The following is a 16706-nucleotide window of genomic DNA, read 5'->3' as shown; positions in this document are numbered from 1 at the left end:
TCTGGGTCGGCCACGCACAGCCGACACGCAATCGCAGACCCTGAGTTGGCTAAGGAGGACGAGATACCGCAGCAACGCGCAATCGTTACGTCCCCGACCCGACAAGAGGTGATCGCAGCCGATGCCCATCACTCAGGTGGTCCGCTAGCGGCACGCAGGCGGACAACCGCATGCGCCGGCGACGGCCGGCATCAGAATTGAAAAGCCAAGGCCCCGGTTACCCGCCGGGGCCTTGGATTGTGTACCGGACACCCCGGACACGACCCGTTTGACCCCTCGGAAGGCAGTATGAGCACGTCGTTCGACGACGCCGACTTCCCGGCGTACACGATGGGCCGCGCCGCCGACATGATCGGCGTGACCCCCGCATTCCTCCGCAGCCTCGGCCCCGCCGGCCTGATCGAGCCCGAGCGCTCCCACGGCGGCCACCGTCGCTACTCCCGTCACCAGCTGCTGCTGGCCCAGCGAGTGCGCCAGCTCCTCGACGAGGGCTACCTCCTGACCGCCGCCTGCCGCATCGTCACCCTCGAGGACCGCCTGGCCGCGGCCCACCGCCGGATCATCGAGCTGGGCGGCACGCTGACCCCCGACGACGACGCGGACATCCCCACCCAAACTCACCCCGACATCGCCAAAACGCAGTACTACAGCGCATCCTGACATCCGCCTGCCGGTTGCACATCGACGGTGCGCCGTCGGCCCTGGTGACCGCGGCGGGCGCCTGTGGACAACGCCGTCCCGGCCCCGCCGCGACCTGTGGACAGCCGCGCGTTCCTGTCGTACCGACCGCCTACTCTCGCCCTTGCCCTCGGGAGGGTGGGGGAGGCGGTGGCTCTCCAGCGATCTTGCGCGCCGACGATCTTGGGCCATTCGGCGATCTTGCGGGCTAGCGTGGGCCGGCGTTGGGTGCGACGTGCGTAAGCATCGCGGGCGGGGCTGCGGCGTCGCGCGGGTCTGGGCGGCGCGTCTGTGCTGGTCGTGTGGCACGCTCGGGGGCATGTCCAGCCTCGACGACTGGCGACGACCTGGGCCCACGCCCCGGCAACGCCGCATCGACCTCGTCATCGGCCTTGTCGTGGTGGCGGCCGCGCTGCTCTATGTGATGCTGGCCCGCAGCGTGGGGCAGTTCGTGTGGGGGGTCGAGCGCAGCGCCTTCGAGCATCTTGGCTTCGCCTTCGCGATCACGTTTCCGCTGATCTGGCGGCGTAGCCACCCCGATGTGGTCCTGCTGGTCACGGCCGTCGTGTTCATCGTGGGGCAGGTCCGGGAGGCGCAGGAGATCCAGTTCGCGTCGGGGGCGATCTTCGCGGCGATCTATGCCGAAGGGGCCTGGGGGCGGGATCACGCGCGGGCCCGCTGGCTGCGGATCGGTGTGATCGGTGCGATGTTCGGGTGGCTCGCCGTCGCGTGGCTGATCTCCGTCGACGGCATCCCGGAGGACGCGTTCGCCGACGGCACGGGCGAGCTGCCGCCGCTGCTCTCGGCCCTGGTCAGCCAGGTTCTGATGAACGTCGTGGTGTTCGGCTTCTCCTACTTCTTCGGTGAGATCGCCTGGCTGGCCGCGCGGCGTGAGGCCGTGCTGGTCGACCAGACCGAGCAACTGCGGCTGGCCCGGGCCACGGCCGAGGAGCAGGCGGTCGTCACCGAGCGGCTGCGGATCGCGCGGGAACTGCACGACGTCGTGGCGCATCACGTGTCGGTCATGGGCATCCAGGCCGCGGCGGCGCGGCGGGCGATGGACCGCAACACCGAGACCGCGCGCGATTCGTTGACGGCGGTCGAGGAGAGCGCCCGTACGGCGGTGGACGAACTCCAGCGCATGCTGGGCGCGCTGCGCACGGCCGACGAACCGGTGACCGCGCCCAGCCCGGGTGTCGAACGGGTCGAGGAGCTGCTCGACCGGGTGCGCGACGCGGGGCTCACGCCGCACTTCGCGGTCTACGGCACGGCCGCCGAGGTGCCGGCGTCGACGTCCCAGACGGCGTACCGGATCGTGCAGGAGGCCGTGACCAACGCGCTCAAGCACGCCGGCGCGTCCACAGTCGACGTCCGGATCCGCTACCTCGCCCGCGAGCTGGAGATCGACGTGGCCGACGACGGACGTGGGGCGGTGCGGACCACCGGCGGGATGGGTCTGATCGGCATGCGGGAACGGGTGGCTCTGCTCGGCGGCACGGTCGAGGCGGCCAACCGGACCGGCGACACGGGCGGCTTCCGCGTACGGTCGCGGCTGCCCCTGGCCGTACCCAAGCAGCGGGAAAGCACGGAAGAGAAGGTGGCGTCGTGATCCGGGTCCTCCTCGCGGACGACCACCGCCTGGTGCGTACGGGCTTCCGCGTGATCCTCGGCATGGAGGACGACATCGAGGTGGTCGGCGAGGCCGAGGACGGCGCCCAGGCCGTCGCGGCGACCGCCCAGCACGCCCCCGACGTCGTGCTCATGGACGTCGAGATGCCCGGCATGAACGGGCTCGAGGCGACCCGCCGCATCGTCGCCACCGGGGGTGGGCCGTCGGTGCTGATCCTGACCACGTTCGACCGCGACGACTACCTGTTCGCGGCGCTCGAGGCCGGCGCCAGCGGGTTCCTGCTCAAGAACAGTTCGCCGGAGTCGCTGGTCGAGGCCGTGCGGGTGGTGGCCCGGGGCGACGCGCTGCTGGCGCCCGAGATCACCCGTCGCGTGATCTCGGCGTTCGCGCGGCCGGGGACCGTACGGGCGGAACCCGCGGCCCGCCTCGACGAGCTGACCCCGCGCGAGCACGAGGTGCTGGTCGAACTGGCCGGGGGCGCCACCAACGCCGAGATCGCGGCGTCGCTGCACCTGGGCGAGACCACGGTCAAGACCCACGTGAGCCGCGTGCTGACCAAGCTCGGCGCGCGTGACCGCACACAGGCGGTCGTGTTGGCGTACGAACTCGGGGTGGTCCGCCCGGGCGGGTAGTCCTCCGCGCGGAGGACCCGGTGGATCATGCTCGAGCCGGACGCGCGGAGCGGCCCGATTGCCTAGCGTCTAAAGGCATGACCACCGTGCTGAACGTCGATTCCGTCAGCCGCAGCTTCGGTGACCGGGCAGTTCTCAAGAACGTCTCGTTCGCCGTCGGCGGCGGCAAGCTGACCGGTTTCGTCGGCGCGAACGGCGCCGGCAAGACCACCACCATGCGGATCATCCTGGGCGTCCTGGCCGCCGACAGCGGCGAGGTGACCCTGGGTGGGAAGCCGCTGACCCGGGAGATCCGGCAGCGGTTCGGATACATGCCCGAGGAGCGCGGCCTCTACCCGAAGATGACCGTGCACGACCAGATCGTCTATCTCGGCCGGTTGCACGGCCTGAGCAGCAGCGCGGCCGAGGAGCGTACGGGAAAGCTCCTGGAACGTCTCGGGCTCGGCGAGCGCGCGGGCGAGAAACTGGAGAAGCTGTCGCTCGGCAACCAGCAGCGCGCGCAGGTGGCCGCCGCTCTGGTGCACGACCCCGAGGTGCTGGTGCTCGACGAGCCGTTCTCGGGGCTCGACCCGATCGCCGTCGAGACGATGGTCGAGGTGCTGCGCGACCGGGCCGCCTCCGGGGCGCCGGTGCTCTTCTCGAGCCACCAGCTTGAACTGGTCGAGCGGCTGTGCGACGACCTCGTGATCATCGCGGACGGCGGGATCCGGGCCGCCGGTGACCGCGCCACGCTGCGCGCCCAGCACGCCGAACCGCGCTATCAGATGCTGGTCGACACCGACGCCGGCTGGCTGCGCGACCAGCCGGGGGTGGAGCTGATCGACCTCGACGGCGCCCGGGCCGTCTTCACGCTGGACGCCGGCTTCGACGACCAGAAGGTGCTGCTGGCCGCGCTCGAACGTGGCCCGGTGCGCTCCTTCGGCCCGGTCGTCCCGACCCTGACCGAGATCTTCCGAGAGGTCGTCCGATGAGCACCTACGCCGCCGCCAAGGTCGTCGCCGCCCGCGAGATCAAGGTCAAGCTGCGGGACAAGACGTTCCTGTTCAGCACCGCGTTCTTCCTGCTGTTCTCGATCGCGGTGACGGTGCTGCCGGCCGTGTTCTCGGGCGGGCCGACCTCGGTCGCGGTCGCCGACCAGACCACGGCCACGGCCCTGCAGCAGGCCGACCTCGAGGTGCGGGTGGTGGCCGACGACGCGGCCGCCGAGAAGCTGCTGCGCGACGGCGACGTGGACGCCGCGGTCGTCTCCGGGCCCGAGGTGCTCGGCATGTCGGACACCCCGACCGACGTGGTGCGGGCGCTGAGCACGGCACCTCCCACCCGGCTGCTGGACCCGGACGCGGTCGACCCGTTCCTGGCCTACATCGTCCCGTTCGCGCTGGCGTTCGTCTTCTTCTTCACGTCGTTCCTGTTCGGCCTGCAGATCGCGCAGAGCGTCACCGAGGAGAAGCAGACCCGCATCGTCGAGATCCTGGTGGCCAGCGTCCCGACCCGGGCGTTGCTGGCGGGCAAGGTGGCCGCGCTCTCGTTGCTGGCGTTCGTCCAGGTCGGCCTGATCGCGATCGTCACGCTGGTCGGATCGAGGCTGGCCGGGCTCGACAGTGGCGTGCTGCGGCTGCTGGAGCCGACGATCGGCTGGTTCGTGGCGTTCTTCGTGGTCGGCTTCGTGATGCTGGCGGCGCTGTGGGCCGGCGTGGGCGCGATGGCGTCGCGGCCCGAGGAGCTGAGCAGCTCGTCGCAGCCGGTGCAGATGGCCGTCATGCTGCCGTTCTTCGCGGTGATCTTCTTCGGCGAGAACGACCTGGTGATGCGCATCCTGTCGTACGTGCCGATCTCGGCGCCGGTCGCGATGCCGGTCCGCATCTTCAACGGCGACGCCGCCGTCTGGGAGCCGATCGTCGCGCTCGTCGTCATGGCCGTCACCGCGGCCGGGTTGCTGGCCATCGGCACCCGGGTCTACGAGGGGTCGCTGCTGCGCACCAACGGCCGCACCTCGTGGGCGACGGCGTGGCGCTCGAAGGCTATGTCGTAGTTCCGCCGACCCTGCGCACGATCGCCAGGAGCGACTCCTCCACGTCTTCATGAATGGGGATTGGGAGCCCCGCCTACCTGCCGCACGATCGCCAGGAGCGACTCCTCCACGTCTTCATGAATGGGGATTGGGAGCCCCGCCTACCTGCCGCACGATCGCCAGGAGCGACTCCTCCACGTCTTGGAGGGGTCGCTCCGGCATGAACACCAGCCAGTCGACGGCCACGACCAGGCCCACGCCGAACAGCGCGGACGACGCCACCCGAACGTCGAGGTCGGCCGGCAGGTCACCGGAGTCGACGCCGGCCTGCACGGTCTCCGCGATCACGCCGATGGCCTGCTCGCGCAGCAGCACGAGGGTCTGCTGCCATTCCCGGTTGGTGCGCCACATCTCCGACAGCAGCAACTGCGCGAACGCCCGGTAGCGACGGATGTATTCGAGCTGGCTCCGAATCAGGGCGGCCACCGCCTCACGTGGGGGCAGGCCCTTCACCGCCGTGCGGAATTCCTCAGTCAGCAGCCCGATCCCGTGCCGCAGCAGCTCCTCGAACAGGTCGGTCTTCGACTTGAAGTTGTAATAGACCGTGCCCTTGGCGACCTGGGCCCGCAGCGCGATGTCGTCCACCGTCGTGGCCGAGAAGCCCTGTTCGGCGATGAGTTCCACCGCCGCCTCGAAGAGCCGCTGCCGGGTGTCCTCCCGCCGCCGCGTCCGCCCGTCCGTCGTCACGATGACAGTGTTTCAGAGCACGAGTTCGGGGTGCAGGTCGCTCAGCGTCAGGCGCCTGCTCCGCCGAGCGGCCAGCAAGGTCAAGGTCAAGGCGCCCAGCCCGTACGCCACCAGGAGCGCGACCCCCTGCAGCACGGTGCCCCACGGGCCGCCGTCGATGGTGTGGCGCGCGGCCTGGACGACGTACGTCATGGGAAGCAGCGGGTGGACCACCTGGAAGAACCCCGGCGTGGTCTGCACCGGATAGGTGCCGCCGGAGGACGTGAGCTGCAGCATGAGCAGCGCCAGGGCGAGGATGCGACCGGGGGCGCCGAACGCCGCGCCGAGCAGCTGCATGATGGCCGCGAACACGGCCGCGGTGAGAGCGAGCAGTCCCCACGTGGCTGCCGGGTGCACCGGGTCGAGCCCGAGGCCGAAGTGCACGACCACGAACAGCAGAGTCGCCTGCACGAGACCGACGGCCACCGCGGGCAGCAGACCAGCCAGCAAGATCCGGTACGTGGGGGCCTCACTGACCAGGTAGCGCCGGTTGAGCGGGCGCAGCACCATGAACGTGATCATCGCGCCGACCCACAGGGCGAGGGCCAGGAAGTACGGGGCGAAGCCGACCCCGTACGTGCCCGCGGGGTGCCGGACGCTGCGGTCGAGCGAAACGGGATCGCCCAGCACGTCGGCCCGGTCACCCGGATCGTCCCCGTAGCCCGGGATCTTGTCGGCGCCGTCGGCCAGCCCCGTGGCGAGTTGTTCGGCGCCGCCCTGCAGGTCACCCAGCCCGCCGGCCAGTTTGTGACCGCCACTGGCCAGCGTGGACAGACCGCCGGAGAGTTCGCGGGCGCCGGAGGAGAGCCGGTAGAGGCCGCCCTGAAGGTCCTGCGCGCCCTGCTCGGCCTGAGCGGTGCCGGTGCTGAGCTGCCCCGCGCCCGTGGCCAGCCGGTCGAGACCCGCGGCGAGCTGGTCGACCTTCGTACGGGCGGCCCGCACGTCGTCGGCCAGGTGCGGCGCCGCGGCCGAGATCTTCCGGGCCGTCGCCGCGACCTGACGCAGCTCGGTGCGCAGGCTCGCCAGGTCGGCGTCGTCGATCTCGGTTCGCACCTGGCGGGCCGCGCTGACCAGACGCCCCGCGAGCGCCCGGGCCTCGGTGATGCCTTCGGTGTCGTCGGGCAGGCCGTTCAGATAGTCCTGAAGCTGTTCGGCGTTCCGCACGGCCCGGTCGGCGGCGCTGTCGATGGCCCCGATGTTGGCCGCCAGCGTGTCCGCCCCACGGGCGACGAGGTCGGCCGCGTCGGCGATGCGCTCGGCGTTGTCCCGCAGCAGCGGACCCGCCTTGTCGGCGGCGTCGTCGACCGCGTTCGCGAGCTGCCGCCCGCCGGTGGCCGCCTGCCGGGTGCCGGTGGCGAGTTGCTGGGCGCCCGCGTTGAGCTGGGCCAGCCCGTCCGCGAGGTCTCCGGCCCCGGTCGTGGCCGTGCCGAGACCGCTCCGCAGCCGTCCCGCGCCACTTTCGGCGTCGTCCAGCCCGCCGGCCAGCTTGTCCGCGCCGTTCTCGGCACTGCCGGCGCCGTCCCGCAGCTTCCCGGCCCCGTCGGCGGCCTGCGCGGTCTGCTCCTTGAGATCGGTGAACCCGATCAGCATCTTGTCGAAATACCCGGCCGACGCCGAGGCCGCGGCCGCACTGCGGACCTCGTCGAAAGCGGTGCGCGCGAAGACCCCCGACAGATAGTTGGTGGCGTCGTCGCTGACCGCGGTGAGTCGCGCGAGCTGCGGCTGCTTGGCGGCGTCGGGCCCGGTGACCAGGTCGGCCGAGAAGTCCGCCGGGATGCGGAGCATGAGCTGGTAGCTGCCGTCGGCCAGCCCCTTCTCGGCGCCGGCCTCGTCGGTGACGTGCCAGTCGAAGATCTCGCGGTCGATGAGCTCGTCGGCGAGGTCTTTGCCCGCGTGCACGGTGGTGCCGTCGCTCGCGGTGGCCGCTCGATCCTCGACGACCAGAGCCGCGGGGATGTGGTTGAGCCGCCCGTAGGGATCCCAGAACGCGTACAGATAAAGCGCCCCGTAGAGCAGCGGAATGACGGCCAGAGTGACCAGGGCGGCCCGGGTCAGCCTCCCCCGGAGGAACCGCCGCAGCTCCATCCCGGCCAGCGAAACCGTGGAAAGTCCCTTCACCGCTCCGCCCCCTTTCCCGTCTCGTCGTCATCCAGCTCGGCGGCGCGCTCGTCACCCACACCGCCCGCGTCGCGGTCGTCTTCCGCACCGCCCGGGTCGCCCGGGTCGCCCACGTCGGCACCCGCGCCGCGCGATCCGCCGGTGCCGCCGCCATCGCGCGAGCCCGGCGCACCATCCACGTCGCCGCCGTCGCGCGAGCCGCCAGCACCGCCCGCGTCGCCCACGTCGGCGCCCATGTCGGCGTCCGTGTCGCCCGCGTCGCCGCTGTCGCGCGAGCCGCTCGCGGGGCTGGCACCGACCGGCTGGGCGGCGTCGGCGCCCAGGTGGATCACCGTGGTGAAGTCGGCCGGGGAGGCCTCGCGGGCGGTCACGATGACGGCCACGCCCCGGGCGGCGACCTCGGTGATGAGCCGGAGCAGCGACTCCTGCTCGCGGGCGTTCAGGCCGTCGTCGAAACCGTCGAGCGCGATCACGGCCGGGTCGGCGAGCTCGGCCAGGACCAGTCCGAGGAGCTGTTTCTCGTACGGGGAAAGCTCTTGACCCTGCTTGTCCCCCTCGAGACCGCGCAACGGAACCGTGGCCGCCTCGGAGCATGGGCGGCCCAGCAACGCCAGGCGCTCGCGGATGTGCTCGGTGACGGTGAAGACTGGTTCGGGCGTCGAGACCTCGGGCACGTAGCCGAGGGACGCGCGGCCCTCGAGCGTGACCCGGCCCGACGCCAGCCGGAAACGCCGGGCCAGGGCGAGCAACACCGTCGTCCGGCCGCTGCCGGGCGGGCCCACCACCGCGACGAGATCGCCGGGCTCGACCGTCACGTCGAGGTCGCGGAAGAGCCACGGGTCTTGGCCGCGGCGACGGCGCCGGCGGACGCCCGCCCCGCGCGCGATGAGCACCGGCATGACGGGCTCCTCAAACTTAGACTGACTGGTCAGTTCAAAAACATACCCGCGACGCCCGTCGATGCCACCGCCCGGTGGTGGACCTCACTGCCGCGCCAGGGCAGGATCATGGACATGTCGATGCGATGGGGCATGACCGTTCCCCTGGGCGGGATTCCGCTCTCCGAGCACGCCGCCGTCTACCAGGTGCTGAGCGAGGCCGGGTTCACCGATCTGTGGACCTCGGAGGTGGCCGGCTCCGACGCGTTCACCCCGTTGACGCTCGCCGCCGCGTGGGCGCCGCAGTTCCGGCTCGGCACGGCCATCGCCCCCGTCTTCACGCGCGGTCCGGGTCTGCTCGCGATGACCGCGGCCGCCCTGGCCGAGGCGGCGCCGGGCCGGTTCCAGCTGGGCATCGGCGCGTCGTCCCCCGTGGTGGTCGGGGACTGGAACGCGGCCGAGTTCACCGAGCCGTTCCAGCGCAGTCGCGACATGCTGCGCTTCCTGCGGGCGGCGCTCGCCGGTGAGCTCGTCGACGGCCAGTTCGAGACCTTTTCCGTACGGCGTTTCCGGCTCGAGCGTCCCCCCGCCGCCCCGCCGCAGATCCTGCTGGCCGCGCTGCGCCCGGGAATGCTCCGCCTGGCCGCCGCCGAGGCCGACGGCGTGATCCTGAACTGGCTTTCCCCGGCCGACGTCGGGACCGCCCTGTCCGAGGTGAAGCGCGACTTCGAGGTCGCCGCCCGGATCTTCGTCTGCCCCACCGACGACGCCGACCACGCCCGCCGGGTGGGCCGTCGCATGATCGCCGCCTACCTGACGGTTCCCGCGTACGCCGCCTTCCACCGCTGGCTGGGCCGCGGCGAGGTGCTGGCCCCGATGTGGCAGGCCTGGTCGGCCGGCGACCGCAAGGGCGCGCTGGCCGCCATCCCCGACGAGGTGGTCGACGACCTGATCGTGCACGGTTCGCCCGCCGAGTGCCGGGCCAAGGTGGAGGCCTACGTGGACGCGGGCATCACCGTGCCCGCGATGGCCCTGCTCCCGACGCCGGCCCTCGAGTCCGGAAACGTAACGGAGATCATCGGCGTGCTGACCGCCCTGGGCCGCTGACGCGTCCGCTCCGCCATGGACCACTGATATCGGCCGGCCTGAGCCGCTGGCATCCGGCCCGGCATGGGCGAAATATCCGGCGCGTCGGATTGACGGGCGTCACATTCGCGCAGGCAGGTCCGCCGGACGGGACAGTCAGCCCGGTTGCCGGTAACCGTTGCGCGCGCGGGGAAACTACGATGCGGCGCATGGCATTGATCCACAAGGCGACTTTGAGTCCCACCAAGGTTGAACTGCTGGCGGCGTGGCTCCCGAGCCGCTCGTGGTATCAGGGCACGGCCGGCGCCGCGGTCGAGCGTGTGGCGTCCTACCGGTTCGACGACCCGGAAGGCGAGGTCGGCATCGAGACGATGCTGGTCACCGCCGGGAAGGGTCCGACATACCAGATTCCGCTCACGTACCGGGCGGCGCCGATCGAGGGTGCGGACGAGTGGCTGGTCGGCACGATGGAGCACTCCGTGCTGGGCCGGCGCTGGGTCTACGACGGCACCGGCGACGTCGTCTATGCCGAGGCCTTGGCACAGGCGCTGCTCACCGGCAGCGGCCAGGCCCAGGAATACGTCGAGGTCGACGGCCACCTGGAGCCCCGCCAGCCGAGCATGACGGTCACCACCAGCCTGATCAACGAGTTCGCCGAGGCCCGCGCGGTAACCGCGATCACGCACGTCGACCCGGGCAACCCCACGGTGATCGAGACCGACAAGCTGATCCTGACAATCCCCCGCATCCTGGACCGCGCTGTCTCCCACCCCGGCGCCGTCCTCTTCGGCACGTGGCCGTCCGAGCCCGCCTCGGTCCCGCTGGCGTTCGCCCTCCCCCGCTGACGTTTCCGCCCTTCCCCCGCTGACACCCAGGGCGCCAGTCCCACATCCCCGACCAGTCCCCGCGCACGCCGCCAGGATTGGCCCCTGGGCGTCGGCCCTCCCAAACGCACCCGCGCATCCCCCGGCATACAGCCCTCAACTTCCGCGCGCCTCGCGCATCCCCTGCGCGCCGCGCTCAACTTCCGCCCGCTATGCACATCCATCGCGCGTCGCGCGCATCCGTGCACACCCCAGCGCGCCCGCGGGAACCCTGCACGCCACGCTCAACATCTGCGCGTTTCTGCGTGGGGCCACCGTGCCGAAGGCCGGGTACGGCCGTTGGGTGCAGCTAGGTCGGCCGCAGCGGCGTAGGAGTCGTGGATTGCGGTTGATGCGCGGGCTTCCGCGTACGGAAAAAGAAGCGCGAGAAACACGGAAAAGCGCACCCACCACGGGGTGCGCTTTCCGATGAGATAACGATGGTGACGACGATGACGATCGCTTGGCGGCCGTCTCCCGGCATCGGTTACTCGGCGTCGGCCAGGATCGCGTACAGCTTGCGCTTCGTCTCGTTCAGGATCTCGAGGGCCCGCTGGCGCTGCTCCGGCGTGCCGTTGAAACCGACCTGCTTGAGGGCGCCCATGATGCCCACCGCGGCGTCGCGGAAATCCTGGACCTGGGACATGGTGTCGTCGCCGATCGTGCCCCACGGCGGGGTCTGCGCGGCCGTCTCGGCCTCGGCGCGGCCGGCCTCGGTCAGACGGTAGCTCTTGCGACCCTCGGAAGCCTCGGGCTCGATCAGGCCCTCGTCCTCGAGCATCTGCAGCGTCGGGTAGATCGAGCCGGGGCTCGGCCGCCAGATGCCGTTGGTGCGGGAGTCGAGCTCCTGGATCATCTCGTAGCCGTGCATGGGCCGCTCGAGGAGCAGCGCCAGGACGGCGGTGCGGACGTTGGGACGTCCGCCGCGCCCGCCGCGTCGCGGGCCTCCTCCGCGGCCGCCGGGGCCCCACGGGCCGCCGGGACCGAAGTCGCCGGGACCGCCGAACGGGAACCCGGGCGGGAAGGTGAAACCACGGTGGCGGAAGCCGTGCGGGCCGGGGTGTTGGTACCTCATGACTATCTCCGATCTGTTGTCGATAGTTAGACGATATATCGCCAACAGATCGGCCGCAAGGGTTTCTTTGCGGGGAGCGGGTTGCGATGGGTGTGCACGGCCGGAGATCTGGCAATGTGATAGCTGTGCTGACGGTGCCGATTCGCCAGCTCGGTGAGTCCGAGCGCGCGCAGGTCGAGAAGACGCTCGACCGCGACCCCTACGCCGGCGCTCAGATCGCCGAGCGGGTGGCGGCGCATGGGCTGAACTGGTGGCGTTCCGACGGGCGGATTTTCGGGTACGGGCCCGGCCGCCGCGTCGAGTCCCTGATCTGGTCGGGGGCCCATCTGGTGCCGGTCTGCTCGACGCCGGCCGCCACCGCCGCGTTCGCCGAGATGCTGGGGGCCGAGCCGCGCATCTGTTCGTCGATCATCGGGCGGTCCGAGGCCGTGCTCGACCTGTGGGACAGGCTGGGCGGTCACTGGGGACGGGCCCGCGACGTACGGCCCAATCAGCCGCTGCTGGTGGCCGACCGTGATCCGGTGATCGCGGCCGACCCCGAGGTGCGGCTCGTGCGGCCCAACGAGGTCGACGCGCTGTTCCCGGCGGCCGTGGCGATGTACACCGAAGAGGTCGGGGTCTCGCCGCTGCTCGACGACGGCGGACGCGGCTACCGGCGTCGGATCGTGGAGCTCGTCAAGGGCAAGCGGGCGTACGCACGGTTCGTCGGCGACCGGGTGATCTTCAAGGCCGAGCTGGCCATCGTGACGAACCGCACGACGCAGGTACAGGGCGTCTGGGTCGACCCGGAGTTCCGCGGCCGGGGCTTGGCGGCGCCGGCAATGGCGGCAGTGACACGCGACGCCTTGAGGCGCGTATCACCCACGGTGAGCCTCTACGTGAACGACTACAACACGGCAGCGCGGCGCGTTTACGCGCGGTGCGGTTTCGCGTCGGCCGGCTCCTTCGCGACGGTCCTTTTTTAACCTATTCCGTACGCATCGTGGCCGCGCCACAACCGCACCAGCGAGCTCCCGCCCGTTCGCACACGCTGCGCGAGCACGGCCCGCCGCACGCCGGCGCCGGCCGTGCGGTCCGACCGGCGCTCCGCGCCTCGCTTCCACCCGAAACCCGAGCGCCCAGCTCAAAGCGCAGCGCCCGACTCGATACGCAGCGCGCGGCACCACCCAGCACAAGCACAGCTCAAGCGCGGCGCCAAGCTTAAACACAGCGCCCGACGCCCCTGCTCGAAACGCGGCGCCCAGCTCAGCGCGCGACGCCCGGGCTCGGAGCGCCGCGCTCGGCTCGAACGGCTAGTGGACCGTCACCTGCGGGCCGGGGAGCAGGTCGCGCAACTCCTCGGGCAGGTCGGCGCCCATCTCGTCGGCGAGGCGCAGCGCCTCCTCGATCAGGGTCTCGACGATGATCGACTCGGGCACGGTCTTGATGACCTGACCCTTGACGAAGATCTGGCCCTTGCCGTTGCCGGAAGCCACGCCGAGGTCGGCCTCGCGCGCCTCGCCCGGACCGTTCACGACGCAGCCCATGACGGCCACCCGCAGCGGCACCGGCAGCCCCTCGAGACCGGCCGTGACCTGCTCGGCCAGCGTGTAGACGTCGACCTGGGCGCGACCGCAGGACGGGCACGACACGATCTCGAGGCCACGCTCGCGCAGACCCAGCGACTCCAGGATCTGCTGGCCGACCTTGATCTCTTCGACCGGCGGGGCCGACAGCGACACCCGGATCGTATCGCCGATGCCCTCGGCCAGCAGCGCGCCGAACGCGACCGAGCTCTTGATCGTGCCCTGGAACGCCGGGCCGGCCTCGGTCACGCCGAGGTGGAGCGGGTAGTCGCACTGCTCGGCGAGCTGCCGGTAGGCGCGGATCATGACGACCGGGTCGTTGTGCTTGACCGAGATCTTGATGTCGCGGAAGCCGTGCTCCTCGAACAGCGAGCACTCCCACAGCGCCGACTCGACCAGCGCCTCGGCGGTGGCCTTGCCGTACTTCTGCAGCAGCCGCTTGTCGAGCGAGCCCGCGTTCACACCGATGCGGATCGGCACGCCGGCGTCGGAGGCCGCCTTCGCGATCTCCTTGACCTTGTCGTCGAACTGGCGGATGTTGCCCGGGTTGACCCGGACGGCCGCGCAGCCGGCGTCGATCGCCGCGAACACGTATTTCGGCTGGAAGTGGATGTCGGCGATCACCGGGATCTGCGACTTCTTGGCGATCGCGGGCAGCGCCTCGACGTCGTCCTGCGAGGGCACCGCGACCCGCACGATCTGGCAGCCCGAGGCGGTGAGCTCGGCGATCTGCTGCAGAGTCTTGTTGACGTCGGAGGTCAGCGTGGTCGTCATCGACTGCACGCTGACCGGCGCGCCACCACCGACCGGCACGTTGCCCACCATGATCTGCCGGCTGTGCCGGCGAGGCGCCAGCGGCGGCGGGGGCACGGCCGGCATACCGAGACTGACAGCGGTCACTTTCGCATCACCTATTTGAAGATCGTGATCGGGTTGATGATGTCGGCGGTAACGGTCAACAGGGTGAACGCACCGCCAATGAGGATGACTGCATAGGTGACAGGCATCAGCTTGTAGTAGTCGACACGGCCCGGGTCGGGCTTACGGAAACGAGCGTAGAGCCACGACCGCACACGTTCGTACCAGGAGATCGCGATGTGACCACCGTCCAACGGCAGCAGCGGTAGCAGGTTGAAGATGCCGATGAAGACGTTGAGCGAGATGAAGATGTTGAGGAACAGCTCGGGCACGCCGTTCTCGATGGCCTCGCCGCCCAGCCGGCTCGCACCGACCACGCTGATCGGGGTCTCGGGGTCGCGCTCGCTGCCGGTGATCGAGTTCCACAGGGCCGGGATCTTGTCGGGGATCCGCTTCATGGCCTCGAACGTGCGCTCGACCAGGAACCAGCCGTAGTCGGCGGTCGCGCCGACCGCCTCGACCGGGCCGTATTCGATCATGGTCGGCACGCTGCGCTGGTCCCAGCCCACGCCGGCCACCGAGACCGTGGTGGTCGCGCCCTCGGAGTCGGTGATCGGCGCCCGCTGGGCGGCGACCAGGTCGACATTCGCGGTCGCGGTGGCGCCGTTGCGCTGGTACTCGACCGGCACCGCACCGGCCGGAAGCGCCCGGATCGCCTCAGTGAGCTGCCCGTACGTGGTGATCGGGGTGTCGCCGACGCGGGTGATCAGGTCGCCGTCGCGCAGGCCGGCCGCGTAGGCCGGGCCGGCGATCGCGCCGTTCTGCCCGGGCACGCACTCCTGCTGCGTGGTGGGCAGGTTGATCCACGTGCACTCGGTGATCGTGATGACCGGCTTCTCGGCCAGGGTGTCGGCGTCGGTCTGCGGGTAGGCCGTGTTGGGCAGGCCGAGCGAGATGGCGGCGAAGTATGCGGCCACGGCGGCCAGCATGAAGTGCGTGATCGAGCCGGCCGACATGACGATCGTCCGCTTCCACACCGGGTAGCGCCACATCGCGCGGGGCTGGTCCTCGGGGGCGACGTCGTCGTCCTGCGGCGTCATGCCGACGATCTTGCAGAAGCCACCGAGCGGGATGGCCTTGAGGCCGTACTCCGTCTCGCCCTTCTGGAAGGAGAAGATGGTGGGCCCGAAGCCGACGAAATAGCGCGACACCTTCATGCCGAAGCCCTTGGCGGTGAGCATGTGGCCGAGCTCATGCAGGCTCACCGAGATCAGGATGGCCAGCGCGAACGCGACCACCCCCAGCCAGTACAGCATCAAGCTCCTTCTGCCGCAGTAGCGATCATCTGCTGTGCCTGGGTGCGCGCCCATGACTCGGCGGCGAGCACCTCTTCGACGGTACTCGGCTCGGCAAAATCAGGGGCCGCGGCGAGGACCCGTTCCAACGTGTCGACGATGCCCAGAAAAGGTAGCCGACCGGAGACAAACGCGGCCACACACTCCTCGTTCGCGGCGTTGAAGACGGCCGGACGGCAGTGGCCCTCCCGACCGGCCTGCTTGGCCAGGCGCACGGCCGGGAACGCCTCGTCGTCGAGCGGGCGCAGCTCCCAGTTGTGCGCCTCACGCCAGTCGACGCCGGCCGCCGCGCCCGGCACCCTCTCCGGCCAGGCCAGCGCGAGCGCGATCGGCAGGCGCATGTCGGGCGGGCTGGCCTGTGCGAGCGTGGAGCCGTCGGTGAACTCGACCAGTGAGTGCAGCACCGACTGGGGATGCACCATCACCTCGATGTCGTCGTAGGGCACGCCGAACAACTCGTGCGCCTCGATCACTTCGAGCCCCTTGTTCACCAGCGTGGCCGAGTTGATCGTGACGACCGGGCCCATGTCCCACGTCGGGTGCTTGAGTGCCTCGTCGGGTGTGACGTTCGTCAGCTCGTCGCGACGCCGGTCACGGAACGCTCCCCCGCTGGCGGTCAGGATCAGCCGGCGCACCTCGGCCGCGGTGCCGCCGCGCAGCCCCTGGGCCAGGGCGGAGTGTTCGGAGTCGACCGGGACGATCTGGCCCTCCTTGGCGACCCGGCGCACGAGCGGGCCACCGGCGACCAGGGATTCCTTGTTGGCCAGGGCGAGGATGCGGCCGGATTCGAGGGCGGCCAGGGTGGGGGCGAGCCCGAGGCTGCCGACCACGCCGTTGAGCACCACGTCGCACGGCCAGCGGGCGAGCTCGGTCATGGCGTCTGGACCGGCCACGATCTTGGGAAGCTTGAAGTCGCCGGTCGCCCAGCCGCGGCGCTGCGCCTCGGCGTAGAAGGCGAGCTGGAGGTCCTGCACGACCGAGGCGCGGGCCACACCCACCACCTCGACGGCGAGCTCCAGCGCCTGCGAGGCGAGCAGTTCGACGTTGCCGCCGCCTGCGCCGAGCGCGACCACGCGGAAGCGGTCGGGGTTGCGGCGCACGATGTCGATGGCCTGGGTGCCGATGGACCCGGTCGAGCCGAGCAGTACGAGGTCGCGCATGCCGCCCATCT

General features: G+C 70.8%; 14 protein-coding genes and 2 pseudogenes. 8 read left to right on the top strand and 8 right to left on the bottom strand.

Annotated elements, in window-relative coordinates; all coding sequences use genetic code 11:
* Nucleotides 1-288 precede the first annotated feature (288 nt).
* From JIG36_RS19020 to JIG36_RS19000, 5 genes are all read left to right on the top strand, one after another.
* Nucleotides 289-660: a MerR family transcriptional regulator gene (locus tag JIG36_RS19020; RefSeq protein ID WP_203377664.1), complete on the top strand. Its 372-nt coding sequence runs from the start codon at nucleotides 289-291 to the stop codon at nucleotides 658-660.
* Nucleotides 661-997: 337 nt separating this feature from the next.
* Complete coding sequence (locus JIG36_RS19015; RefSeq protein ID WP_203377663.1) at nucleotides 998-2287, top strand: sensor histidine kinase; 1290 nt, start codon at nucleotides 998-1000, stop codon at nucleotides 2285-2287.
* Nucleotides 2284-2940 (top strand): response regulator, encoded by a 657-nt coding sequence (locus tag JIG36_RS19010; protein ID WP_307872790.1) that lies wholly within the window; start codon nucleotides 2284-2286, stop codon nucleotides 2938-2940. The genes JIG36_RS19015 and JIG36_RS19010 overlap by 4 nt, the downstream gene beginning before the upstream one ends.
* A gap of 77 nt (nucleotides 2941-3017) precedes the next feature.
* On the top strand, nucleotides 3018-3911 hold the full coding sequence (locus tag JIG36_RS19005) for an ABC transporter ATP-binding protein (protein ID WP_203377662.1): 894 nt from the start codon (nucleotides 3018-3020) through the stop codon (nucleotides 3909-3911).
* On the top strand, nucleotides 3908-4972 hold the full coding sequence (locus JIG36_RS19000; RefSeq protein ID WP_203377661.1) for an ABC transporter permease: 1065 nt from the start codon (nucleotides 3908-3910) through the stop codon (nucleotides 4970-4972). The genes JIG36_RS19005 and JIG36_RS19000 overlap by 4 nt, the downstream gene beginning before the upstream one ends.
* A gap of 114 nt (nucleotides 4973-5086) precedes the next feature.
* Here the strand turns inward: JIG36_RS19000 and JIG36_RS18995 are convergent, their stop codons facing one another.
* The 4 genes and pseudogenes from JIG36_RS18995 to JIG36_RS18985 all read right to left on the bottom strand — a co-directional run bounded on the left by JIG36_RS18995 (nucleotide 5087) and on the right by JIG36_RS18985 (nucleotide 8754).
* Nucleotides 5087-5698: a TetR/AcrR family transcriptional regulator gene (locus JIG36_RS18995; protein WP_203377660.1), complete on the bottom strand. Its 612-nt coding sequence runs from the start codon at nucleotides 5696-5698 to the stop codon at nucleotides 5087-5089.
* A 12-nt stretch (nucleotides 5699-5710) separates the two neighbouring features.
* Nucleotides 5711-6358: pseudogene (locus JIG36_RS54785) on the bottom strand (YhgE/Pip family protein); the annotation flags it as partial.
* A gap of 228 nt (nucleotides 6359-6586) precedes the next feature.
* A pseudogene (locus JIG36_RS54780) lies at nucleotides 6587-7822 on the bottom strand (YhgE/Pip family protein); the annotation flags it as partial.
* Between the two features lie 29 nt (nucleotides 7823-7851).
* Nucleotides 7852-8754: an ABC transporter ATP-binding protein gene (locus JIG36_RS18985; protein WP_203377659.1), complete on the bottom strand. Its 903-nt coding sequence runs from the start codon at nucleotides 8752-8754 to the stop codon at nucleotides 7852-7854.
* Between the two features lie 132 nt (nucleotides 8755-8886).
* On the opposite strand from JIG36_RS18985, the gene JIG36_RS18980 reads away from it, so the two are divergent.
* Together JIG36_RS18980 and JIG36_RS18975 are read left to right on the top strand one after the other, a co-directional pair.
* Complete coding sequence (locus JIG36_RS18980; RefSeq protein ID WP_203377863.1) at nucleotides 8887-9840, top strand: LLM class F420-dependent oxidoreductase; 954 nt, start codon at nucleotides 8887-8889, stop codon at nucleotides 9838-9840.
* 188 nt (nucleotides 9841-10028) lie between these two features.
* On the top strand, nucleotides 10029-10664 hold the full coding sequence (locus JIG36_RS18975) for a CG0192-related protein (protein WP_203377658.1): 636 nt from the start codon (nucleotides 10029-10031) through the stop codon (nucleotides 10662-10664).
* A gap of 505 nt (nucleotides 10665-11169) precedes the next feature.
* Here JIG36_RS18975 and JIG36_RS18970 read toward each other — a convergent pair.
* Nucleotides 11170-11757 (bottom strand): PadR family transcriptional regulator, encoded by a 588-nt coding sequence (locus JIG36_RS18970; RefSeq protein ID WP_203377657.1) that lies wholly within the window; start codon nucleotides 11755-11757, stop codon nucleotides 11170-11172.
* Nucleotides 11758-11882: 125 nt separating this feature from the next.
* Here JIG36_RS18970 and JIG36_RS18965 point away from each other — a divergent pair, with 125 nt between their 5' ends.
* Complete coding sequence (locus JIG36_RS18965; protein WP_203377656.1) at nucleotides 11883-12722, top strand: GNAT family N-acetyltransferase; 840 nt, start codon at nucleotides 11883-11885, stop codon at nucleotides 12720-12722.
* A 327-nt stretch (nucleotides 12723-13049) separates the two neighbouring features.
* Here JIG36_RS18965 and ispG read toward each other — a convergent pair whose 3' ends face one another.
* The 3 genes from ispG to dxr are packed head-to-tail and all read right to left on the bottom strand — an operon-like array spanning nucleotide 13050 to nucleotide 16704.
* Nucleotides 13050-14222: a flavodoxin-dependent (E)-4-hydroxy-3-methylbut-2-enyl-diphosphate synthase gene (gene ispG, locus JIG36_RS18960; RefSeq protein ID WP_203377655.1), complete on the bottom strand. Its 1173-nt coding sequence runs from the start codon at nucleotides 14220-14222 to the stop codon at nucleotides 13050-13052.
* Nucleotides 14223-14233: 11 nt separating this feature from the next.
* Nucleotides 14234-15496, bottom strand: coding sequence for a M50 family metallopeptidase (locus JIG36_RS18955; RefSeq protein WP_203377654.1), 1263 nt, complete (start codon nucleotides 15494-15496; stop codon nucleotides 14234-14236).
* Entirely contained in the window at nucleotides 15496-16704 is a 1209-nt protein-coding gene (gene dxr / locus JIG36_RS18950; RefSeq protein WP_203377862.1) for a 1-deoxy-D-xylulose-5-phosphate reductoisomerase, read from the bottom strand. Before dxr ends, JIG36_RS18955 begins: the two co-directional genes overlap by 1 nt.
* Nucleotides 16705-16706 lie beyond the last annotated feature (2 nt).

Source organism: Paractinoplanes ovalisporus (genome assembly GCF_016834655.1).
Taxonomy (GTDB): Bacteria; Actinomycetota; Actinomycetes; order Mycobacteriales; family Micromonosporaceae; genus Actinoplanes; species Actinoplanes ovalisporus.
The sequence above is the reverse complement of the archived record's forward strand: the minus strand, read 5'-3'. Positions and strand labels throughout refer to the sequence as shown.